This window comes from Methylobacterium sp. WL8 (assembly GCF_008040045.1).
GTDB classification, from domain to species: Bacteria; Pseudomonadota; Alphaproteobacteria; order Rhizobiales; family Beijerinckiaceae; genus Methylobacterium; species Methylobacterium cerastii.
The window spans coordinates 126,550-146,940 of record NZ_VRVF01000004.1 but is presented as its reverse complement, the minus strand read 5'-3'; the positions used below and the strand labels follow the sequence as shown (position 1 = coordinate 146,940).

Annotated in this window: 19 protein-coding genes; 2 read left to right on the top strand and 17 right to left on the bottom strand. The window is 70.5% G+C overall.

Annotation, left to right across the window (positions count from 1 at the left end):
* Nucleotides 1-25 precede the first annotated feature (25 nt).
* The 4 genes from tsaE to FV234_RS03025 all read right to left on the bottom strand — a co-directional run bounded on the left by tsaE (nucleotide 26) and on the right by FV234_RS03025 (nucleotide 5,117).
* Complete coding sequence (gene tsaE, locus FV234_RS03040; RefSeq protein ID WP_238271144.1) at nucleotides 26-1,549, bottom strand: tRNA (adenosine(37)-N6)-threonylcarbamoyltransferase complex ATPase subunit type 1 TsaE; 1,524 nt, start codon at nucleotides 1,547-1,549, stop codon at nucleotides 26-28.
* A gap of 223 nt (nucleotides 1,550-1,772) precedes the next feature.
* Nucleotides 1,773-3,050 carry an EAL domain-containing protein gene (locus tag FV234_RS03035; protein ID WP_147828035.1) on the bottom strand — a complete coding sequence of 426 codons (1,278 nt, stop codon included), beginning with the start codon at nucleotides 3,048-3,050 and terminating at the stop codon, nucleotides 1,773-1,775.
* Between the two features lie 244 nt (nucleotides 3,051-3,294).
* Complete coding sequence (locus FV234_RS03030) at nucleotides 3,295-3,954, bottom strand: methyltransferase (protein WP_147828034.1); 660 nt, start codon at nucleotides 3,952-3,954, stop codon at nucleotides 3,295-3,297.
* Nucleotides 3,951-5,117, bottom strand: coding sequence for a glycosyltransferase (locus FV234_RS03025; protein ID WP_187273557.1), 1,167 nt, complete (start codon nucleotides 5,115-5,117; stop codon nucleotides 3,951-3,953). The genes FV234_RS03030 and FV234_RS03025 overlap by 4 nt, the downstream gene beginning before the upstream one ends.
* A gap of 128 nt (nucleotides 5,118-5,245) precedes the next feature.
* Here FV234_RS03025 and FV234_RS03020 point away from each other — a divergent pair, with 128 nt between their 5' ends.
* Nucleotides 5,246-6,499 carry a DNA topoisomerase IB gene (locus FV234_RS03020; RefSeq protein WP_147828033.1) on the top strand — a complete coding sequence of 418 codons (1,254 nt, stop codon included), beginning with the start codon at nucleotides 5,246-5,248 and terminating at the stop codon, nucleotides 6,497-6,499.
* Between the two features lie 33 nt (nucleotides 6,500-6,532).
* Here FV234_RS03020 and FV234_RS03015 read toward each other — a convergent pair whose 3' ends face one another.
* Nucleotides 6,533-7,231 carry a response regulator transcription factor gene (locus tag FV234_RS03015; RefSeq protein ID WP_147828032.1) on the bottom strand — a complete coding sequence of 233 codons (699 nt, stop codon included), beginning with the start codon at nucleotides 7,229-7,231 and terminating at the stop codon, nucleotides 6,533-6,535.
* 303 nt (nucleotides 7,232-7,534) lie between these two features.
* Nucleotides 7,535-8,431 carry a diguanylate cyclase gene (locus FV234_RS03010; RefSeq protein ID WP_147828031.1) on the bottom strand — a complete coding sequence of 299 codons (897 nt, stop codon included), beginning with the start codon at nucleotides 8,429-8,431 and terminating at the stop codon, nucleotides 7,535-7,537.
* Nucleotides 8,432-8,593: 162 nt separating this feature from the next.
* Here FV234_RS03010 and FV234_RS03005 point away from each other — a divergent pair, with 162 nt between their 5' ends.
* Nucleotides 8,594-8,977, top strand: a complete 384-nt coding sequence (locus FV234_RS03005) for a hypothetical protein (protein ID WP_238271079.1) — start codon at nucleotides 8,594-8,596, stop codon at nucleotides 8,975-8,977.
* Between the two features lie 3 nt (nucleotides 8,978-8,980).
* On the opposite strand, the gene FV234_RS03000 is transcribed toward FV234_RS03005, so the two are convergent.
* The 11 genes from FV234_RS03000 to FV234_RS02950 all read right to left on the bottom strand — a co-directional run bounded on the left by FV234_RS03000 (nucleotide 8,981) and on the right by FV234_RS02950 (nucleotide 20,344).
* A complete protein-coding gene (locus tag FV234_RS03000; protein WP_147828030.1) occupies nucleotides 8,981-9,433 on the bottom strand; it encodes a hypothetical protein in 453 nt (150 codons plus the stop codon).
* Between the two features lie 175 nt (nucleotides 9,434-9,608).
* A complete protein-coding gene (locus tag FV234_RS02995) occupies nucleotides 9,609-9,869 on the bottom strand; it encodes a hypothetical protein (RefSeq protein ID WP_238271081.1) in 261 nt (86 codons plus the stop codon).
* Between the two features lie 187 nt (nucleotides 9,870-10,056).
* Nucleotides 10,057-10,770, bottom strand: a complete 714-nt coding sequence (locus FV234_RS02990; protein ID WP_147762753.1) for an ABC transporter ATP-binding protein — start codon at nucleotides 10,768-10,770, stop codon at nucleotides 10,057-10,059.
* Between the two features lie 11 nt (nucleotides 10,771-10,781).
* Entirely contained in the window at nucleotides 10,782-12,104 is a 1,323-nt protein-coding gene (locus tag FV234_RS02985) for a lipoprotein-releasing ABC transporter permease subunit (protein WP_147751034.1), read from the bottom strand.
* Between the two features lie 7 nt (nucleotides 12,105-12,111).
* Nucleotides 12,112-13,437: a proline--tRNA ligase gene (gene proS / locus FV234_RS02980; protein ID WP_147751035.1), complete on the bottom strand. Its 1,326-nt coding sequence runs from the start codon at nucleotides 13,435-13,437 to the stop codon at nucleotides 12,112-12,114.
* Nucleotides 13,438-13,952: 515 nt separating this feature from the next.
* Complete coding sequence (locus FV234_RS02975; RefSeq protein ID WP_147751052.1) at nucleotides 13,953-14,297, bottom strand: DUF1467 family protein; 345 nt, start codon at nucleotides 14,295-14,297, stop codon at nucleotides 13,953-13,955.
* Nucleotides 14,294-14,698 (bottom strand): methylmalonyl-CoA epimerase, encoded by a 405-nt coding sequence (gene mce, locus FV234_RS02970; protein WP_147828029.1) that lies wholly within the window; start codon nucleotides 14,696-14,698, stop codon nucleotides 14,294-14,296. The genes FV234_RS02975 and mce overlap by 4 nt, the downstream gene beginning before the upstream one ends.
* Before the next feature lie 173 nt (nucleotides 14,699-14,871).
* Entirely contained in the window at nucleotides 14,872-16,545 is a 1,674-nt protein-coding gene (locus tag FV234_RS02965) for a ribonuclease J (RefSeq protein WP_147751036.1), read from the bottom strand.
* A 16-nt stretch (nucleotides 16,546-16,561) separates the two neighbouring features.
* The gene (locus tag FV234_RS02960) at nucleotides 16,562-17,350 is read right to left on the bottom strand and encodes a biotin--[acetyl-CoA-carboxylase] ligase (RefSeq protein ID WP_147828028.1); all 789 of its coding nucleotides are present in this window, start codon (nucleotides 17,348-17,350) and stop codon (nucleotides 16,562-16,564) included.
* A 4-nt stretch (nucleotides 17,351-17,354) separates the two neighbouring features.
* Nucleotides 17,355-18,809 (bottom strand): NADH-quinone oxidoreductase subunit NuoN, encoded by a 1,455-nt coding sequence (nuoN, locus tag FV234_RS02955; RefSeq protein WP_147751038.1) that lies wholly within the window; start codon nucleotides 18,807-18,809, stop codon nucleotides 17,355-17,357.
* 14 nt (nucleotides 18,810-18,823) lie between these two features.
* On the bottom strand, nucleotides 18,824-20,344 hold the full coding sequence (locus FV234_RS02950) for an NADH-quinone oxidoreductase subunit M (protein WP_147751039.1): 1,521 nt from the start codon (nucleotides 20,342-20,344) through the stop codon (nucleotides 18,824-18,826).
* Nucleotides 20,345-20,391 lie beyond the last annotated feature (47 nt).

The window sequence follows — 20,391 nt, the reverse complement described above, 5'->3', positions numbered from 1 at the left end:
CGCGAAGGAGGGGTCGGAGGGCGGCTCAGGCGGGCTCGGCGGGCGGCTCGGCGGGTGCGAGCAGCCCGGGCAGGTGCCGCAGGTGCCAATCGCGCAGCGACGCCAGGGCCGGGTGGGCGAGGTTGCGGGCGAGGTAGCCCTCGATCCGCGGGATGTGGGCGAGGTAGGCGGGCTTGCCGTCGCGGAGGTTCAGCCGCGCGAAGATGCCGAGGATCTTGGTGGCACGCTGCGCCGCCAGGATGGCGTAGGCGGTGGCGAAGCCCTGCACGTCGAAGGCCGTGTCGCGGGCGCGGCGCTCGCGGGCGTAGAGCCCGAGCAGCCGAAGCTCGAACTCGGCGTTGGCGTCGACCCGCGCGTCCTGGAGCAGCGAGGCGACGTCGTAGGCCGGGTGGCCGAGCACCGCGTCCTGGAAGTCGATCACGCCGATGCGCTCCAATCCGTCGCGCTCGGGCAGCCAGATCAGGTTGGGGGAATGGTAGTCGCGCAGGGTCCAGGTCGGGCGGGCGGGTACAGCGCCCTCCAGCACCTCGGCCCAGAGCGCGCCGAACTCGGCCCGCGCCTCCGGCGAGAGCGTCACGCCGCGCAGCGCCGGGGCGTACCAGTCCGGCAGCAGCTCGGTTTCGAACAGCAGCGCCTCGGCGTCGTAGGTCGGCAGCACGTGGTCGATGCCCTCGGCCACCGGCAGCACGCCGGGCAACTCGACGGCGTGGAGCTTGGCCAGCAGGCGCGTCGCCTCGGCGTAGCGCTCGGGCCGCGGGCCGGCGGCGTCGACCACCGGTTCGATGCCGAGGTCTTCGAGGATCAGCAGGCCGGTGTCGAGGTCCTCGCCGTAGATGCGCGGCGCCGAGAAGCCCAGCGCCCGCAGCCCCCGGTCGATGGCGACGAAGGCGTGGACGCTCTCGGCGAGCTTGACGATGGCGCTGTAGGGCTTGCCGTCGCGCACCGGGGGGCCGTCGGCCCGCGGCGGCGAGATCATCAGCACCGCCGAGCGGCCGTCGGGATGGGTCAGGCGCTCGTAGGCGCGCGACGACGCGTCGCCCTGCATCAGGGTGCGCGTCGCCTCGTCCCAGCCGCTGCGGGCGAGCAGCGCGCGGACCGCGCGCGCGCGATCGAGGCGGGCGCGCATGCCCTCGGTGCCGGAGATGCGCGCGAACCGGGAGCCCTCGCCGAACTCGGGCCGGAGCGACAGGTCGATCGAGAGCACCGGCCCCTCGCGCGGCGGCAGCCGCTCGGGCCACTCGACCAGGGTGATCGCGGAATCCGTCATCTCGTCGAAGCCGAGCTCGACCAGCTCGTCGGCGCTGCGCAGGCGGTAGAGGTCGGCGTGGACGATCGCGCCGAGCCGGCCCTCGTAGGGCTGGATCAGGGTGAAGGTCGGGCTTGGAACCTCGAGGTCCGGGTCGCCGGCCAATTCGCGGATCAGCGCGCGCGCGAGCGTGGTCTTGCCACCGCCCAGGCCGCCCGAGAGCGCGACGAGGTCGCCCGGCATCAGGAACTCGGCCAGGAACAGCCCGAGATCCTCGGTCGCGCCCTCTTCGGGCAGGACGATCTCCCAGGCCGGCGGCTGACCGTCCGACGGGGGCGTGCCGGCCGCGGGGGCATCGCCCGAGACGGCGTCCTGCCGGTCGTGATCGGGATCGTCGTCGCCCAAAACCGTCAACCTCCGAGCGCCGGTGCGCGGCGCGGCCTTCGCATCCGCTGTATCGGAGGATCCTTAACCGAACTTCGCGAAATCGCGCATCCCCGCCCGCCCCGACGACCGGTGCGAGCGGCTACGCCGCGACGATCAGCGCCGCATCGTAGGGGGCGAGCCGCCAGGCCTTGGTCAGGGCGAGGGTTTCCGCGAGCGGCACCGGGCGGCCGAAACGGTAGCCCTGGCCGTAGGCGCAGCCCATCTCGGCGAGGGCGTCGGCCTCGGCCGGTTCCTCGATGCCCTCGGCGACCACCGGGATGCCGATTTCGTCGGCGAGCCGCAGGATCGTCTGGATGATCTTGCGGTTGGACGGGGTGGTGAGCATCGCGCACACGAACTCGCGATCGACCTTCAAGGTGGTGATCGGCAGCTTCGAGAGGTAGCTCAGCGACGAGTAGCCGGTGCCGAAGTCGTCGATGGCGACGCCCATGCCCGCCTCGCGGCACTGGCTGAGCGCTTCCGTGGCGCCCACGGGATCGCGCATCACCGTGGTCTCGGTGATCTCGAGCTTCAGCGTCGACGGGGCGATGCCGGTGCTGCGCAGCATCTCGCCGACCATCTCGGGGAAGCTCGCCCGGGCGAGGTCGTGGCCGATGACGTTGATCGAAAGGAACAGCGGCCCGTCGGTGGCGGCCGGATTCTGCAGGGCCGCCCTCATGATCTCGGGCATGATCCGCCCGACCTCGGAGACGACCCATTGGGTGATCTCGACGATCAGTTCGCTCGCTTCCGCGACCGGGATGAACGCCATCGGGTGCACGAGGCCCTTCTCGGGATGGCGCCAGCGGATCAGGGCCTCGAAGCCGGCGAGCGCCTCCGTCCCGAGGTGGACGATCGGCTGCAGGTACAGCTCGAACTCGTTGCGGTTCAGCGCCAGGCGCAGCGCGCGCTCCGTCATCATCGCGTCGATCGAGGCCTCGAAATCCGCCTTCAGCGACGGCGTAAAATGGGCGCCGGCGGCTCGCGTCGGCGCGACCGTACCGTTCGGCGCGACCGTACCGTTCGGCCTCGGCAGCGCCACGGCATCCCGGCAGCAGGCCATGATGACGCCGAAGCACAGGCGCAGGATCGGGTCGGCATTGTGCAGGCGATGCCGGATCTGCTCCTCGGAGACCGAGACGAGGATGCAATCCTCGATCGCCCGCGCCGAGGCGGAGCGCGGGCCGGCATCGAGCAGAGCCATCTCGCCGACGATCTCGCCGGCGGCGCGCTCGGCGACCGACACCTCGACGCCATCGCGCCGGAGGAAGAGCGCGGCTCGCCCCGCGACGATCAGGTAGGCGAACGCGCCGGGCTCGCCCTCCTCGAAGATCGCGGCGCCGGCGGACAGTGTCACGTAGGCGTTAGGATCGTTCATCTTCCGGTCCATGCCCCGCAGACCGCACCGGTGGCCGATGCGGACATTGCCCGACCGACATTAATCAACCCGCAATTTTCTTGGCCGCCGATCGAAAAACCACGATGGATCTCGTGAATGCTTTCTTCCACCGCCCGATAGTGGCTAGATCCACGGATACAACAGCTGGACTTTCAAACAAATACTACTCGAGGCGGCGCCGGTTGCCTTCCGCCAACGCGACCCGGCGGCGGCGCCCACCGGATCACCCGACGAACCGCCAGACGTGGCTCTGCTTGATCTCGGCATCCTCCAGCGCCCGCGTCACCGGCACGGCGTAGCTGGCGATCGACTCGAGGCGGGCGCGCGGCAGGTAGCTGCGGCCGGGATCGCCGAGCAGCACCGTGGTGCCGACAGCGTGCAGGCGCCCGAGCCAGCCGCCCACCGCGGCGGCGAGGTCGCGCTCGTAGAAGATGTCGGCGGCGAGCACGAGGTCGACGTCGGGCACGGTGCCGACCAGGTCGGCCGCCGTCGCGGTGATCCGGCCGGCGACGCCGTTGGCGGCGGCGTTGAGCGGGATCGCGGCGATGGCGAAGGGGTCGAGGTCGCTGGCGAGCACCGAGGCGGCGCCGGACTTCGCCGCGGCGATCGCCACCAGGCCGGAACCGGAGGCGAAGTCGAGCACGCGCCGCCCGGCGACGACCTCCGGGTTGTCGAGGAGGTAGCGGGCGAGTGCCTGGCCGCCGGCCCAGGCGAAGGCCCAGAACGGCGGCGGCAGGCCGATCTCGGCCAGTTCGTCCTCGGTCTTCTGCCACAGCTCCGTCGCCTCGTCGGCGACGTGGATCACCAGCTCCGGCGCATGCGCCACCGGCAGCAGGCGGGTGTTGGCGCGGATGAAGGCGTCGGCGTCTTTGCTCGCGATCATGAGCCCAGCAGCTCGCGGTAGAGGCCGGAGACGGCCGCGGACACCGCGGCCTCCGAGAACCCGTCCTCGACGACCCGTCGGCGGGCCGCGGCGCCGAGGCCCGCGACGAGGGCCGGGTCGCGGGCAAGGCGTACCAGGGCCGCGGCCAGGGCCGGCGCGTCGTCCGGGGGGACGACAAGGCCCTCGACGCCGTCGCGCACCAGGGCGCGGCAGCCCGGCACGTCGGTGGTGACGAGCGCCCGGCCGCAGGCGGCGGCCTCGAGCAGGGTACGCGGCAGGCCCTCCCCGCCCCGCGAGGGCAGGCAGCCGACATGCGCGGCGGCGAAGGCCGCGGCCGCGTCGCGCGTCGGCCCGAGCCAGGCGACGCCGTCGCGGGACCAGTCGCGCAACGTCGCCTCGGGGATCGCGCGGCGGTTCGAGGCGTCGGGGGCGCCGTGCAGGGCGAGTTCGACCGCCGCGCCTTGCGCGCGGGCGAGCCGCACCGCCTCGACGGCGACGTCGATCCCCTTCGACCACAGCATCCGCGCGACGATCGCCACGCGCAGCGGTGGGTGGGGCGGCAGCGGCGCCGGCACGAACGCGTCCGGGTCGACTCCGGCGCCGCCGACGATCGTCACCGCGGTGTCGGCCGGGTCGAGGCCGAGGGCGGCGGCGTCGTCCGGGTTCTCGAACAGGAAGCGGGTGCGCTTCGAGGCCAGCGGCCCGCGGATCAGGTGGCGGAGCGCCGTGCGCGCGAGGCGGCCGGCGGCGTCGCCGCGCGCGCCGATCAGCCCGAGGCCGGTGAGCGCGTAGACGCGGGCCGGGATGTTGGCCATCGCCGCCGCCGTGCCGCCGACGAGGATCCCGCGCAGCGCGATGCAGTGGACGATGTCGGGGTTCAGGGCCTTCAGGATCGCCGCAAGTTGCCCGGCCGCGTAGCCGGCGGCCATCGGGTTGAGGCTGGAGCGCTCCGCCTCCAGCGCGACCACCCGGGCGCCGGTCGCCTCGATCGCCGCGCGGTGCTCGCGCACCCGCGTCACCACGGCGACCGACAGGCCCATCGCCACCGCCGCCCGCGCCATCGGCAGGAAGTGCGAGGCGAAGAACCAGTCCTCGGTGACGACGAAGGCGAGGCGCCGCATCGGCGCGGCGGGGGCGGGGGCGGGGGAGTCGGCGGCGTCCATCGGGCCGACCTCTAACACGGGCGGGCATCCGTGTGCGGCGGATACGCAAGCGCCGGAACAGGGCCGGTCCGGCCCCGGTTGAGGCCAGGCTTTCGCAGGGAGGAGCAAGGCCGATGGGAGCGGAGCTGATGGCATCGGACGAGACCGCCGGCACCGTCGTCGACCCGCGCGACGCGGCCGCCGAGGCCGGGCTCGCCTACGTGGACGACACCATGCCCGGCCTGACCCGGAAGAAGACCGCCACGGGCTTCCGCTTCGTCGACGCCAAGGGCGCCCCCGTCCGCGACAAGGCGCAGGTCCAGCGGATCAAGTCGCTCGCGATCCCGCCGGCCTACACCGACGTATGGATCTGCCCGCGCCGAAACGGCCACATCCAGGCGACCGGGCGCGACGCCAAGGGGCGCAAGCAGTACCGCTACCATCCCGATTTCCGGGCGGCGCGGGACTCGACCAAGTTCAGCCACATCATGGCCTTCGCCGACGCCCTGCCCGGCATCCGCACGCGCATCGACGCCGACATGCGGCGCAAGGGCCTGTCGCGCGAGAAGGTGCTCGCCACCGTGGTGCACCTGCTGGAGACGACGCTGATCCGCGTCGGCAACGACGACTACGCCCGGGCCAACAAGAGCTATGGGCTGACGACGCTGCGCGACCCGCACGTCAAGGTCGAGGGCGCGGAGATGACGTTCCGCTTCAAGGGCAAGAGCGGCAAGACCTGGGACCTGTCGGTGAAGGACCGGCGCGTGGCCAAGATCGTCAAGGCCTGCCAGGATCTGCCGGGCCAGGAGCTGTTCCAGTACGTCGACGAGGCGGGGCAGCCGCGCGACGTGACCTCCTCGGACGTCAACGCCTACCTGCGCGAGATCTCGGGGCAGGACATCACGGCGAAGGATTTTCGCACCTGGGCCGGCACGGTGCTGGCGGCGCTGGCGTTGCGCGAGTTCGAGGCCTTCGACGGCGAGGCCGGCGCCAAGAAGAACGTTCGCGCGGCGATCGAGAGCGTCGCCGGGCGGCTCGGCAATACGCCGACCATCTGCCGCAAGTGCTACATCCACCCGCAGATCATCGACTGCTACCTGGAAGGCGCCCTGCTGCTTCAGGTGAAGGAGGCGGTCGAGAGCGAATTGGTCGAGGATCTCAGCAGCCTGCGCCCCGAGGAGGCGGCGGTGCTGAGCCTGCTGCAGAACCGGCTCACCGCGGACGCGCCGACGGCTTCGAAGGCGAAGGCCGGCAAGGCGAGGAAGACGGCGGCCAAGGCGGCCGAGCCGGTGAAAACGCAGGCGAACAAGACGAAGGCAAGCAAGACGAAGACGGCGGCCAAGGCGCGAAAGTCGGCCAAGGCGAGGACGACCGCTGCGAGCGCGGAGTTGGCGCGCGCCTGAGCGAACCGGCCGCGCGGCCGGGTCGCGGCGCACTCAGTGGCGCGCCGGACCTTCGCCCGTGTTCGTCCGAGGCGCTTCGACGCCGCGCCGGCTGGTCTCCGCGTCGAGCACCGGCGCGAGGCCGAGTTGCCGGGCGAGCGAGACCAGGTCCTTCAACCGGCCGGTCTGGGTCTTGCGCCGCAGGTTCAGGCGGTGGGTCTCCACCGTGCGGACCGAGAGCATCAGGCGGCGCGCGACCTCCTTGTTGCTGAAGCCGGCGCTGAGGAAGCGCAGCACCTCGGCCTCGCGCGGGGTTAGCCCGAGGCCGTCGGCCGGCTCGGCGGCGGCGGAGACCGGCTCGGCCTCGACCTCGGCGCGGGCGATCAGTTGCGGGGCGCCCTCGGCGAGGGCCAGCACGGCGTTGCAGAGGTCGCGCGGGGCGGCGGAGCGCGCCACGAAGGCGTCGGCCCCGGCCCGGAGCAGGGCGTCGAGGTCGGCCGCATTCAACGCCTGGAACGCCACCAGCGTCTTCAGGGCCGGCAGGCGTGCCTTGAGGTCGGCGAGGTGGCCGAGGCCGTCCGCCAGCCGCGTCTCGTCGAGGAAGATCAGCGCGACGACGTTGGCCGGGTCGACCCGGTCGAGGTCGGCCTCGCCGATCGTGTGGAGCGCCGGCATGTGCTCCAGCGTCGCGCGGAAGGCGGGATTCATCTCCTGGGGCTCGTCGAAAACCAGGACGTCAACGGCCATACTCATCCCGCACACCCCATCTTTTCCCGGCATGGCACAATTCCGCCGGGGTCGGAGAAGGTGTTTCAAGACTCGTTCCAGACGAATCCTGGGGTTTTCGGCCTCGGACTTGTGTCGAAATCAGATATGGCGCGAGGCTTATACTTAACGCGTGTCTCGCGCAGGCACAGCGCGATCAACCTTAACGCACGCGAATCGCTGCAAAATCCGGCGCGATCGTCTCCGCGCCCGCCGCCCTGCGAAGACTGGCGAGGTACGCCCGCCCGCCTCGCTCCGCAAGGACATCAGGCGTCGAACCCGCGGGCGGCGTCAGCCGGCGCGCGCGAGCACGATGTCGGTCTCCGCCGAGACGACGCGGTCGCGCCCGGTGGTCTTGGCCTCATAGAGGGCGATGTCGGCGCGCTTGGTGAGCGCGGTGACGCTGTCGCCCTCGCACCAGGTGCTGACGCCGAAGCTGCAGGTCAGGCGCACGGGGCCACGCGTCCCGCGGATGCGCAGGTCCCGGATCTGGAGGCGCAGCCGCCCCGCGACGGCCTCCGCCGCCGCGAGCGAGAGCCCGGGCAGCACCACCGCGAACTCCTCGCCGCCGAGGCGCCCGGCGATCCCCTGTGCGCCGAGGAGATCGGAGACGGCGCGGATCGCGGCGTCGCCGACGTCGTGGCCGTGCTCGTCGTTGATGCGCTTGAAGTGGTCGATGTCGGCGAACACGGCCGACAGGGTGCCGTGGTTGCCGGCGCGCTCCGCGACGGCTCCGACGCGGGCGAAGAAGGCGCGGCGGTTGAGCAGGCCGGTGAGCGAGTCGGTCTCGGCGAGGCGGATCAACTCGTCCTGCATCGTGGTCAGCCGCTCGGCGGCGCGCAGGCGCGCATGCAGCTCCTCGGCGCCCGGCGGCTTTTCGATGAAGTCGTCGGCGCCGCTGTCGAGGGCCTCGGCGAGGTTCCGGGCGTTGCGCGCCGACGACATGGTGATGACGTAGAGCGGGCGGCGCGCCTCGGCGAGCAGCCTGGCCGACCAGCACAGCTCCAACCCGGTCATCGGGCGGACTTCGAGGCTGGTGATCAGCACCCGGACGCTCGGCGTCTCCTCGAGGAAAGCGCAGGCGGCGGCGGAATCGGTGAACGTGTTGACGACGTGCCCGCGCGGTTCCAGCAGCCCGGTGATGACCTTGAGGACGACGCGGCTCGAATCGACGATGACGATGTGCATGGCGCGCGATACCGGTGGAAACTGGCGTCGCACGAGATGGCCTGAAAAACCTTAAGATGCAGTCTCAGCGAGACACGCGCAGAACGTGGATCGCAGGATCGTACGAGGCGGCGCAACCGCCGACGCCGCGCGACGACCCTGGCGCGCCGACGGGAGAGGCATGTGACCACAGCGAAGAAGTCGATCGGGACCGGGGCCCCACCCTACCCGCGCACGCCGGACGGCCGCTACTTCGTCGTCGGCGGACGGCTGTGGCGCTGCAGCGATCCGCGCCTACCCGAGGAGACCCGGCAGCGCCATGTCGATGAATTGATGGATGCACGCCGCGCCGTCGGGGCGGCCAAGCGCGCGAAGCGCAAGGGCGAGGCCGGCGCGGCCGAGCTGATGCGGAGCGCCCGCGACGCGGTCCAGGCCGCCAAGGAGGCGCTCGGCGAGCGCGGGCCGGTGTGGTGGGGCGACGGGGCCGAGGATCAGGGCGGGCGCAACCCACGCGACTCGCCCTACGCCGCGTGGTACGCGGCGCTCACGCGGGCGGAAGACGCCTGAAGCTCAGCGGTGCGGGACGGAGACCGTGACGACGGAGACGCCGTTGCCGGCCTGGACCCGCCCGCCGGAGGTCCAGGCGCCGTCGCGGCCGCGCGAGAGAATGCGGGGGCCGCGTCCGGGGCGGGCGACGGCGCGCTCGCCCGGGTTGACTACGGTCACGCTCGGCGCGGCCACCGGCGCCTCGCGCAATCCGGAGATCGTCGGCACACCGTAGGTGCCGTAGCTCCACGGCGCCGGGACGATGCGGTTGGGAGAGGGCACGCTGCTGAAGGGCGCGCCGACATAGGCGCCGCGCACCGCCTCGTCGGCAAAACCGTAGCCGCCCTGGCCGGCATAGGCCGCGCCGTAGCCGTAGGACGTGACGCGGACGGTCTCCGCGCTCGCCGCCCCGGCACCGAGGGACAGGGCGGCGGAAAGGAGGAACGAAGCGGCGAGCGACGGGCGGTGACGGGCCATGGATCGGAACTCCGGACGGAACGCTGACTTTCCGGGCAAACCCCGGTTTCGGCGATCTCGTTCCGGTTCGGGGCGGCGAGCTACGTGCGAAGACTGCTTAAACCCTGCGCCGGGCGGTGTTGCGCACAGATTCGCGCAACGAACCCAAATCGAACCTGTCCGGCGTCGATCCGGTTCAGCGGCAGGTGGTGATGCGGCGGACGATCCAGCCCTCGCCCTCGACCCAGAGGCGGCGGCGCATGCGGCTGCAGGTGCCGCCATCCTCCTCGCCCTCGTTCGCCGAGACCGCGCGAACCGGCGGGGTCACGTCGGCGACCTTGGTCACCGCGGCGGTGGTCGCCGAGGCGGCCGAGGCAGCGGTCGGAGTGGCAAGGGGGGCGGCAAGGCCGAGCAAAGCCACGAGCGTGAGGGCGGGAGCAACGGACATCGTCGACATGGATCTGGATCTCGCCTGGGCAGCGTTCCCGGCGCGTCGGCACCGGTCGCGGACGACGCGTTTCCGCGTCTTCAAGCGAGTAATCCGCGACTCCGCGTTTCGGTTGCAACGCGAACGTGCATCCGTGCCGAAATGGAATGACGCGTGACCGCGCCGCCACGAGGCGGCGACACCGGCGTCCTCGGCTTCAGTCCAACTGCTCGATCAGCCCGTCGCGGATCGTGACCCGGCGGTCCATACGGGCGGCGAGATCCATGTTGTGGGTCGCGATCAGCGCCGCGAGGCCGGAGGCACGCACCAGCGAGAGCAGGATCGAGAAGACGTGGCCCGCGGTCGAGGGATCGAGGTTGCCGGTGGGTTCGTCGGCGAGCAGCAGGCGCGGCCCGTTGGCGACGGCGCGGGCGATGGCGACGCGCTGCTGCTCGCCGCCCGAGAGCTCCGCCGGGCGGTGGACGAGACGGTCCTTGAGGCCGAGGAAGCTCAGGAGCTCGGTGGCCCGCGCCTTCGCCTCGCTGCGACCGAGGCCGCGGATGAGCTGGGGCATCACCACGTTCTCCAGCGCCGAGAACTCCGGCAGCAGGTGATGGAACTGGTAGACGAAGCCCATCTCCTCGCGGCGGAAGCGCGTGCGCTCGGCATCCTTCATCGCCGCGGTCGGCTGGCCGCCGACATAGACCTCGCCGCCGTCGGGCCGTTCCAGCAGGCCGGCCAGGTGCAGCAGCGTCGACTTGCCGGCGCCCGACGGCGCGACGAGCGCCACCAGCTCGCCCGGCCAGATCGCGAGGTCGGCTCCGCGCAGGATGTCGAGGCCGCGGTCGCCCTGCGCGTAGCGCCGCTCGACGCGGGAAAAGAACAGGGCCGGCACCGGCGGGATGCCGGCGGGCTCGGGGGTTCCGCTCATGGGAATGCCGCTCAGCCGTAGCGCAGCGCCTGCACCGGATCGAGCCGGGCCGCGCGCCAGGAGGGATAGACCGTCGCGGCGAGCGCGAGCAGGAACGAGGTCAGGACCACGACCGTGATCTCGGTGGGGTTCATCTCGGCGGGGATCTCAGCGAGGAACCGCACCGTCGGGTCCCAGGCTCCGGGAAACAGCACCCGCTGGATCGGCTTGATGTTCAAGGTGATCAGGATGCCGAGCCCGAGGCCCGACAGCGTGCCGACGAGGCCGATCAGCGCGCCGTTGATCAGGAACACGCGCATTACCGTGCCCGGCGTCGCGCCCATGGTGCGCAGGATCGCGATGTCGCTCGACTTGTCACGCACCAGCAGGATCAGGCCGGAGACGATGTTGAGCGTCGCCACCACGACGATGAGGCTCAGGATCAGGAACATCACGTTGCGCTCGACCTCGAGCGCCCCGAAGAAAGTGCGGTTGCGCTGGCGCCAGTCGGTGAGCAGCACCGGCCGCTCGGCCGCCATCTCCAGCGGCTCGCGCATGGCGGCGACCGCGTCGGGGTTGTCGATGTAGATCTCGATCAGGCTGACGTCGCCCTCGCGATTGAAGAAAGCCTGCGATTCGGAGAGCGGCATGAACACGAAGGTCGAATCGAACTCGGTCATGCCGATCTCGAAGATCGCCTTCACATTGTAGCTCTTGGTCCGCGGCGCGGTGCCGAAGGCCGTGGTCGCCCCCTTCGGCGTCGAGAGGGTGATGGTGTCGCCGGCCTGGATCGCCAGGCTGTCGGCGAGCCGGCGGCCGATCAGCACGCCCGAGCCGTCGTCGAAGCCCTCCAGCGTGCCGCCGCGCAGGGATTTCGAGATGCCGCCGATCGCCCCGAGGTCGTCGCCGCGCACGCCTCGGACCAGCACGCCGCTGCCGCCGTAGGGCGAGGAGGCGAAGGCCTGGCCCTCGACCAGCGGGATCGCGGCGCGCACCCCCGCCACCTTCGAGAGCCGCTCGGACAGGTCGGCGAAGTCGGTGAAGGTGCGGTCGATCGGGGTGACGAAGATGTGGCCGTTGATGCCGACGATCTTCGACAGCAGCTCGGTGCGGAAGCCGTTCATCACGGAGAGCACGATGATCAGCGTCGCGACGCCGAGCGCGATGCCCAGCACCGAGAAGAACGCCACCACCGAGACGCCGCCGCCCCGGCGCCGCGCGCGGAGGTAGCGGCCGGCGATGATCCACTCGAAGGCGGCGAACGGCGCGGTCGCGCCGCCGCGCGACGCCGGCTTGGCACCCGGCTTGGCGTCCGGTTTGCGCGGGCTCGCCCCGGTTTCGGCTGCGACCGCCATGGGAGCCTCAGGCACGCCGGATGCGCGCGATCAGGTCCACCGCCGCCAGGGTCTCGCGCTCGCCGCCGGCGCGGCGCTTCAGCTCGACCTTGCCCTCGGCCAGGCTTTTCGGGCCGACCACCACCTGCCAGGGCAGGCCGATCAGGTCGGCGGTGGCGAACTTGGCGCCCGGCCGCTCGTCGCGGTCGTCGTAGAGCACGCTGAGGCCGGCGGCCTCCAGCGTCGCCTGGATCTCGGCGCAGGCGGCGTCGGTGCCGGCGTCGCCGACCTTGAGGTTGATCAAAGCCACGTCGAACGGCGCGACAGCATCGGGCCAGACGATGCCGGCCTCGTCGTGCGAGGCCTCGATGATCGCGGCGACGAGACGGCTCGGGCCGATGCCGTAGGAGCCCATGTGGACCGGGCGCTCGATCCCGTCCGGGCCGGCGACCTTGGCGCCCATCGGCTCGGAATACTTCGTGCCGAAGTAGAAGATGTGCCCGACCTCGATGCCGCGGGCCGACATGCGGTTCTCCTCCGGCACCTCGGCGAAGGCGTCGGCCTCGTGCATCTCGTCGGTGGCGGCGTAGTGCGAGGTCCAGGCGTCGACGAGGCCCTGCAGGGCGGCGACGTCCTCGAAGTCCACGGTGGCGGGCGGGATCTCGAAATCGAGGTAGGCGCGGTCGCAGAACACCTCACTCTCGCCGGTCTGGGCCAGGATGATGAACTCGTGGCTGAGGTCGCCGCCGATCGGCCCGGTGTCGGCCCGCATCGGGATCGCCTTCAGACCGAGCCCTGCGAAGGTGCGCAGGTAGGCGACGAACATCCGGTTGTAGGCGTGGCGCGCGCCGGCCTGGTCGAAGTCGAAGGAGTAGGCGTCCTTCATCAGGAACTCGCGCGAGCGCATGGTGCCGAAGCGCGGCCGCACCTCGTCGCGGAACTTCCAGGAGATCTGATAGAGGTTCTTCGGCAGGTCCTTGTAGGAGCGCACGCTCGCGCGGAAGATCCCGGTCACGACCTCCTCGGCGGTGGGGCCGTAGAGCATCTCGCGCTCGTGCCGATCCTTGATGCGCAGCATCTCCTTGCCGTAGGCGTCGTAGCGGCCGGATTCCCGCCACGGCTCGGCCGACTGGATCGTCGGCAGCAGCAGCTCGACCGCGCCCGCCCGGTCCTGCTCGGTGCGGATCACGTCGCAGACCTTGTTCAGCACCCGCAGGCCGAGCGGCAGCCACGCATAGATGCCGGCCGATTCCTGGCGCACGAGGCCGGCGCGTAGCATCAACCGATGCGAGACGATCTCGGCTTCCTTGGGCGTCTCGCGCAAGGTCGGCAGGAAGTAGCGGGACAGACGCATGGGGCTTCTTTTGACGGTTCCGGCGGGCGGCTCGGGGCGGGCGGCGCGCACGGACGCCGATCCCGTTGCCGGGGGCACACAACACATTGCAACCGGAAAACACAAGCGGCTTGGATTTTTCGGGCCGGCCGGAGCCCGGTTTCGCCCGCGCGAGCGTCCGGCGGCGGGCCGGGAGGCCGATTCATGCGGCCTGTCGGCGAAAAAACGCAGATTTCTCTCTTCGACCCGGTGACAGGACGAAATGTTGTTCCTATAAGCGGCCCACGATGGTTGCGAAGCCCCTTAGAGGGCACGCAAAGGTCCGGGTCTCGGGAGGAAAATCGACCGCCACGCAGTCAATGCGTAGGACAATCAAAGGTCGAACCAGATTGACTGCTAGAAAAGCAAGGCCTCAGGCCTTGCTTTTTTGTTTTGCGAGACCACCGACGACCCTCCCAATCAGGCCGACAGCGGTCGAAACATGGACGGTACGCCGCCGGCCATCCGAGTACCAGCCCGCACAGGCGGACGTTGCGCTAGAGCCCCGTCAGCGGAAACGCCGCGAGCGCGACCAGGAAGGCCGCGCCGGCGGCGAGCGTCGTCCAGATCGCCTTCTCGCGCAGACGCGGCGCGGCGGGCGCGCCGGGGTCCTGCCCCGGCACCACCCGGGCCGGGTCGGTCTCGGCCTGGTTGCGGATCGGCAGGATCGCGAAGAGCAGCGTCCACCACACGACGAAGTAGAGGGCGCTCGCCCCGAACACCGTCAGGCGGAACTGCAGCACCGCCACCGCGACGAAGGCGGCGACGAGGACGAGCACCACGCCGAGCGTCCGCGGGGTCGAGCGCGCCACGGCCTTGAGGAATGCGTTCACCCGGATCAGACCTGCTCCAGCTCGGTCAGCGTCCCGAGGAAGTCCTTCGGGTGGAGGAACAGCACCGGCTTGCCGTGCGCGCCGATGCGGGGCTCCCCGGTGCCGAGCACGCGGGCGCCCCCGGCCTTCAGCCGGTCGCGGGCCGCAATGATGTCGTCGACCTCGTAGCAGACGTGGTGGACGCCGCCGCCCGGGTTGCGCTCGACGAAGCTCGCGATCGGCGAATCCGCGCCCAGCGGCGCCATCAGCTCGATCTTGCTGTTGGGCAATTCGACGAACACGACGGTGACGCCGTGCTCCGGCTGCGGCAGCGGCGCCGTCAGCGTCGCGCCCAGCGTCTCGCGGTAGACCTTGCACGCGGCATCGAGGTCGCGCACCGCGATGGCGACGTGGTTGAGCCGGCCGATCATTGGTTTCTCCCGATCTTCACCGTGCCCTTCCCTCTCCCCTCTGCGGGAGAGGGCGGCCCGCGAGCTAAGTCGGGAGAGGGGAGCGACGGTGCCTGGAATGGCGTTCCCCTCTCCCGACCTTCGCTCACGCGAAGGCCACCCTCCCCCCGCTTCAGGGGGAGGGACGATCGCGATCAGACCTCGACCACCTGCACGTGGCAAGCGGGCTTCTTGCCCCAGACCTCGTTGACGGCCGAGCGCACGGCGCGGTCGACGGCCTTCTCGACGGCCTCCGAGTCGCGGCGCTTGCCCTTCGACAGGCCGGACAGCGTGCGCGAGACCGAATCGACGACGGTGTCGATCAGCGGCGCGCCGCCGCGGCCGCGGTTGGGCAGGCCGATGATGTCCACCGCCGGCTCGCCCAGCACCTCGCCGCTCTCGTCGATGGCGATCGCCACCGAGACGAGGCCGGCCTGCGCGAGCTTGCGCCGCTCGGGGATCGCGCGGTCCTTGCCGTCGATCAGGACGTTGCCGTCCTTGAACAGGCGGCCCGACTTCACGTGGTCGATGATCTCAGGCCGGCCGGGGCTCAGGCGGATCAAGGTGCCGTTGCGGGCCTTGACCACGTTGTCGACGCCGTGGGCGCGGGCGAAGCGCGCGTGCTCGTCGAGGTGCAGGGCCTCGCCGTGGACGGGAATCGCCGTCTGCGGCCGGGTCCAGGCGTACATCTCGGCCATCTCGTCCCGGCGCGGGTGGCCTGAGACGTGGACCAGCTCGGTCCGGTCGGTGATGACCTCGACGCCCTGCTCGATCAGGTCGTTGATGATCGCGCCGACCTCGCGCTCGTTGCCGGGGATGGCGCGCGATGAGAAGATCACCTGATCGCCCGCGGCGAGCGCGATGTCCGGGTGATCCTTGCGGGAGACGCGGGCCAAAGCCGCACGCGGCTCGCCCTGCGAGCCGGTGAGCAGCGCCACGACCTTGTCGCGCGGCAGGTCGCGCCAGGAATCGGCGCGGCGGAAGTCCTGCAGGCCGTCGAGGAAGCCGCATTCGCGGGCGACGTCGATCACCCGGTCCATGGCGCGGCCGACCGCGACCACCTCGCGGCCGCAGGCCTTGGCCGCCAGGGCCACGGCGCGGATGCGGGCGACGTTGGAGGCGAAGGTCGTCACCGCCACGCGCTGCGGCGCGACGGCGATGAGCTTGGCGAGCGTCGCGGCGACCTCGGCCTCGCTCGGCGAGAAGCCCTCGCGGACGACGTTGGTCGAATCGCAGACGAGCGCCAGGATGCCCTCGTCGCCCATGGCGCGGAACGCCTCGGCCGAGGTCACGTCGCCGAGGATCGGCGTCGGGTCGATCTTCCAGTCGCCTGTGTGCAGCACGAGGCCGGCGGACGTCCGGATCGCCACCGCGTTCGACTCGGGGATCGAGTGCGAGACCGGCACGTAGTCGATCTCGAACGGTCCGAGCGTCACCCGGCGGCCCGGCTTGATCTCGCGCAGGTCCACCTTCGGCGCGCCCGGCTCCGACAGGCGCCGGGTCTCGAGCAGGCTCTTGGCGAAGCGGGTGGCGTAGACCGGCACCTTCAGGCGCGGCCACAGCTCGGAGATCGCGCCGATATGGTCCTCGTGCGCGTGGGTGATGAAGATCCCCAGGAGGTCCTTCTTCCGCTCCTCGATGTAGGTGAGGTCCGGGAACATGAGGTCGACGCCGGGCATCGCCTCCTCGCTCGCGAAGCCCATCCCGCAATCGACCATGATCCACTTGCGGCCCTTCTCCGGCCCGAAGCCGTAGAGGGCGGCGTTCATCCCGATCTCGCCCACGCCGCCGAGCGGCAGGAAGACGAGCTCGTCGTGTCCCGTTGTCATCAGTTCCAAATCCATCTCATGCCGCCGTCGCGGCCGTCCCAAAATGCACCTCGCCCGCCGTCACGGTTCGCCGCGTTCCGTCCGGGGCGAGGATCACGAGCCGCCCCCCCTCGTCGATGTCTTCGAAATCGCCGACCAGGGTCTCCGTGCCGCTGCGGACCGCGATGCGCGACCCGAGGCCGGAGGCCCGTGCGAGCCATCGCTCGCGAATCTCAGGGAATCCCCGTCCGCGATCCCAGATACGGGCCGCCGCGGCAAGCTTATTCGTCAGATCCGCCAGCACCATGCCGGCATCACCTGGGTATCCGAGCCCCGCGAGCGAGGCGGCGGAACTCGAAAACGCCTCGGGAACGCCTGCGACATTGACGCCGAACCCGATCGCCACCGCCCGCCTGCCGCCCGGCAGCGTCTCCGCCTCGAGCAGGATGCCGGCGAGCTTGGCGCCGCCCGCCAGCACGTCGTTCGGCCATTTCAGCCCGAATGTCCCGGCCGAGCCCGGGCCGCAGACCGCCTCCAGGGTCTCGACCAGCGCGACCCCGGCGACAAAGCCGAGGCCGGCAACCCGCTCCGGCTCGACGCCCGCCACCGGCCACAGCACACTGGCGGTGAGGTTCCCCGGCACCGAGGCCCAGGCGTTGCCGCGCCGGCCGCGGCCGGCCTCCTGGGCGTGCGCCGCGACCCAGAGCGGGCCGGTCGCCCCGGCGCGCGCCTGGTCGAGCGCTTCGGTGTTGGTCGAGCCGAGGCGGTCGTGGACGTGAAGGCGATGCCCGACGGCGCGCGCGCCGTCGCCGAGACGGAAGTCCAAGGCGCTAGAACAGCGACTTGGCCGCCGCGCCCGCCGCCCCGACGAGCGGTGCCGGCAGCAGCCAGAACAGGATCACGACGACGCTCGACAGGGCGAGCACGATGCGCAGGCCCGGGGCCATCGCCTCGTAGGGTGCCTTGGCCTCGTCGAAGTACATGATCTTGACCACGCGGATGTAATAGTACGCCCCGACCACGCTGGTGACCACGCCGACGACGGCGAGCGCCACGAGGTTGGCCTGGATCGCGGCGGCGAAGACGTAGAACTTGCCGAAGAACCCGGCGAGGGGCGGGATGCCGGCCAGCGAGAACATCATCATCGCCAGGCAGAACGCGATCCACGGGTGGGTGCGCGAGAGGCCGGACAGGTCCTCGATCGTCTCGAACATCTCGTTCCGGCGGCGCAGGCTCAGGATGATGGCGAAGGCGCCGAGCGTCATCGCGAGGTAGATGATCATGTAGACCACCACGCCGCGGATGCCCTCCTCGGTGCCCGCCGCCAACCCGATCAGGGCGTAGCCGACGTTGCCGATCGACGAGTAGGCCATCAGGCGCTTGAGGCTGCGCTGGCCGATCGCGGCGAAGGAGCCCAGCGTCATCGAGGCGATGGCGATGAACACGATGATCTGCTGCCAGATCGCGGTGACGTCGGGGAACGCGCCGATGAAGACGCGGACCGTCATCGCCATCGCCGCCATCTTCGGGGCGGAGGCGAAGAACGCCGTCACCGGCGTCGGAGAACCTTCGTAGACGTCCGGCGTCCACATGTGGAACGGCACCGCCGCCAGCTTGAACGAGACGCCGGCCGCGACGAACACGATGCCGAGCACGATGCCGAAGCCGGCATCCTCGTGGAGCGCCGAGACGATACCGGGGAAGGACACGGTGCCGGTGAAGCCGTAGACCAGCGAGGCGCCGTAGAGCAGCATGCCCGAGGAGAGCGCGCCGAGAACGAAGTACTTCAGGCCGGCTTCGGTGGACTTCAGGTCGTCGCGGTGGAACGCGGCGATGACGTAGGCGGCGAGCGACTGCAGCTCGAGGCCGAGATAGAGCGCGATCAGGTCGTTGGCCGAGACCATGACCAGCATGCCGATCGTGCACAGCACGATCAGGATCGGGAACTCGAACCGGTCGATCTTCTCGCGCTGGAAGTAGTCGCGCGACAGCAGGATCGTCGCGGCGGAACCCAGCAGCACCAGGGCCTTCATCACCTTCGAGAAGCCGTCCTGGATGAAGCTGCCGGACAGCGTCGTCACCTTGGTGCCGGGCGCCTGCGACATCACCACGAACAGGGCGACGAGCAGCAGCGCGAGGGCGCCGACGTTGATGGTCTCGACGGAGCGCTCGCCGCGGAACGCGCCGTAGAGGATCAGCACCATCACGCCGACGCCGAGGATCAGCTCGGGCAGCAGCGGGGTGAGCGAGGGCAGGACGGTCTGCACGGTCTGGACGGTCGGCATCTCTGGCCCTGCCTTCAGCGCGCGAGGGGCAGCGCGGCGGCCGCGGTCTGCGTGTTCGAGAGGGCGGCCTTCATGCTCGTCATCAACGCCTCGGTGGAGGGGGCGAAGACGTCGAGGATCGGGGCCGGGTGGACGCCGTAGTAGATCGTCAGCGCGACGAGCGGCGCGAGGATCAGCTTTTCACGGTTGTCGAGATCGAGGATGCCCTGGAGGTTGGGCTTCTCGAGCTTGCCGTAGATCACCCGCGCGTAGAGCCACAGGGCGTAGCCGGCCGACAGGATGATGCCGAAGACCGAAAAGAACGCCACCGTCGGGTTCGCCTTGAATGCGCCCATCATCGCCAGGAACTCGCCGACGAAGCCGGAGGTGCCGGGCAGGCCGACATTGGCCATGGTGAACACCATCATCGCCACGGCGTAGAGCGGCATCCGCTTCACCAGGCCGCCATAGGCCGCGATCTCGCGAGTGTGCATCCGGTCGTAGACCACGCCGACCCCGAGGAAGAGCGCGCCCGAGACGATGCCGTGCGAGATCATCAGGAACAGCGCGCCCTGGATGCCCTGCTCGTTGAGGGTGAACAGGCCGAGCGTGACGAAGCCCATATGCGCCACCGACGAGTAAGCGATGAGCTTCTTGATGTCGGTCTGCATCAGGGCGGTGAGCGAGGTGAAGATGATCGCGATCACCGACAGCGCGAAGACCAGCGGCGCGAAGGTGTGGCTCGCATCCGGCAGCATCGGCAGCGAGATCCGGATGAAGCCGTAGCCGCCCATCTTGAGCAGGATGCCGGCCAGGATCACCGAGCCGGCGGTGGGCGCCTCGACGTGCGCGTCAGGGAGCCAGGTGTGCACCGGCCACATCGGCATCTTCACCGCGAAGCTCGCGAAGAAGGCCAGCCACAGCCACCATTGCATGCCCACGGGGAAGCGGGTCTGCAACAGGGTCGGGATGTCGGTGGTGCCGGCCTGCCAGTACATCGCCATGATGGCGAGCAGCATCAGCACCGAGCCGAGCAGGGTGTAGAGGAAGAACTTGAAGCTGGCGTAGATGCGCCGCTTGCCGCCCCAGATGCCGATGATGAGGAACATCGGGATCAGGCCGGCCTCGAAGAACAGGTAGAACAGCACCAGGTCGAGCGCCTGGAAGACGCCGATCATCGTCGTCTCGAGCACGAGGAAGGCGACGAAGTACTCCTTCACGCGGGTGCCGATCGCGTGCCACGAGGCGCCGACGCAGAACGGCATCAGGAACGTCGTCAGCAGCACGAGCGGCATCGAGAAGCCGTCGACGCCGAGCTTGAACCGGATCGTCTCGGCGAGCCACGCGTGGCTCTCGACGAGCTGGAAGCTCGCCGAGGTCGCGTCGTACCGGTTCCAGGCGACGAGCGAGAGCAGGAAGGTGACGACCGTGGTCGCGAGCGCCGCCCAGCGGGCGTTCTTCGCGACGGCCTTCTCGTCGCCCGACAAGGTCAGGATGAAGGCCGCGCCGCAGAGCGGCACGATCAGCAGGCCGGAGAGGATGCCGAGACCGAACATCTAGCGAAGGCTCCAAACGATGGGATTCGCGCTCGGACGGCACGACG

Bases quoted from the DNA above. Each gene is read 5' to 3' on its own strand.
- FV234_RS03035 (WP_147828035.1), bottom strand. From the start codon at position 3,050: ATGAACGATCCTAACGCCTACGTGACACTGTCCGCCGGCGCCGCGATC.
- FV234_RS03030 (WP_147828034.1), bottom strand. From the start codon at position 3,954: ATGATCGCGAGCAAAGACGCCGACGCCTTCATCCGCGCCAACACCCGC.
- FV234_RS03025 (WP_187273557.1), bottom strand. From the start codon at position 5,117: ATGGACGCCGCCGACTCCCCCGCCCCCGCCCCCGCCGCGCCGATGCGG.
- FV234_RS03020 (WP_147828033.1), top strand. From the start codon at position 5,246: ATGGCATCGGACGAGACCGCCGGCACCGTCGTCGACCCGCGCGACGCG.
- FV234_RS03015 (WP_147828032.1), bottom strand. From the start codon at position 7,231: ATGAGTATGGCCGTTGACGTCCTGGTTTTCGACGAGCCCCAGGAGATG.
- FV234_RS03010 (WP_147828031.1), bottom strand. From the start codon at position 8,431: ATGCACATCGTCATCGTCGATTCGAGCCGCGTCGTCCTCAAGGTCATC.
- FV234_RS03000 (WP_147828030.1), bottom strand. From the start codon at position 9,433: ATGGCCCGTCACCGCCCGTCGCTCGCCGCTTCGTTCCTCCTTTCCGCC.
- FV234_RS02995 (WP_238271081.1), bottom strand. From the start codon at position 9,869: ATGTCGACGATGTCCGTTGCTCCCGCCCTCACGCTCGTGGCTTTGCTC.
- FV234_RS02990 (WP_147762753.1), bottom strand. From the start codon at position 10,770: ATGAGCGGAACCCCCGAGCCCGCCGGCATCCCGCCGGTGCCGGCCCTG.
- FV234_RS02985 (WP_147751034.1), bottom strand. From the start codon at position 12,104: ATGGCGGTCGCAGCCGAAACCGGGGCGAGCCCGCGCAAACCGGACGCC.
- proS (WP_147751035.1), bottom strand. From the start codon at position 13,437: ATGCGTCTGTCCCGCTACTTCCTGCCGACCTTGCGCGAGACGCCCAAG.
- mce (WP_147828029.1), bottom strand. From the start codon at position 14,698: ATGATCGGCCGGCTCAACCACGTCGCCATCGCGGTGCGCGACCTCGAT.
- FV234_RS02965 (WP_147751036.1), bottom strand. From the start codon at position 16,545: ATGACAACGGGACACGACGAGCTCGTCTTCCTGCCGCTCGGCGGCGTG.
- nuoN (WP_147751038.1), bottom strand. From the start codon at position 18,809: ATGCCGACCGTCCAGACCGTGCAGACCGTCCTGCCCTCGCTCACCCCG.
- FV234_RS02950 (WP_147751039.1), bottom strand. From the start codon at position 20,344: ATGTTCGGTCTCGGCATCCTCTCCGGCCTGCTGATCGTGCCGCTCTGC.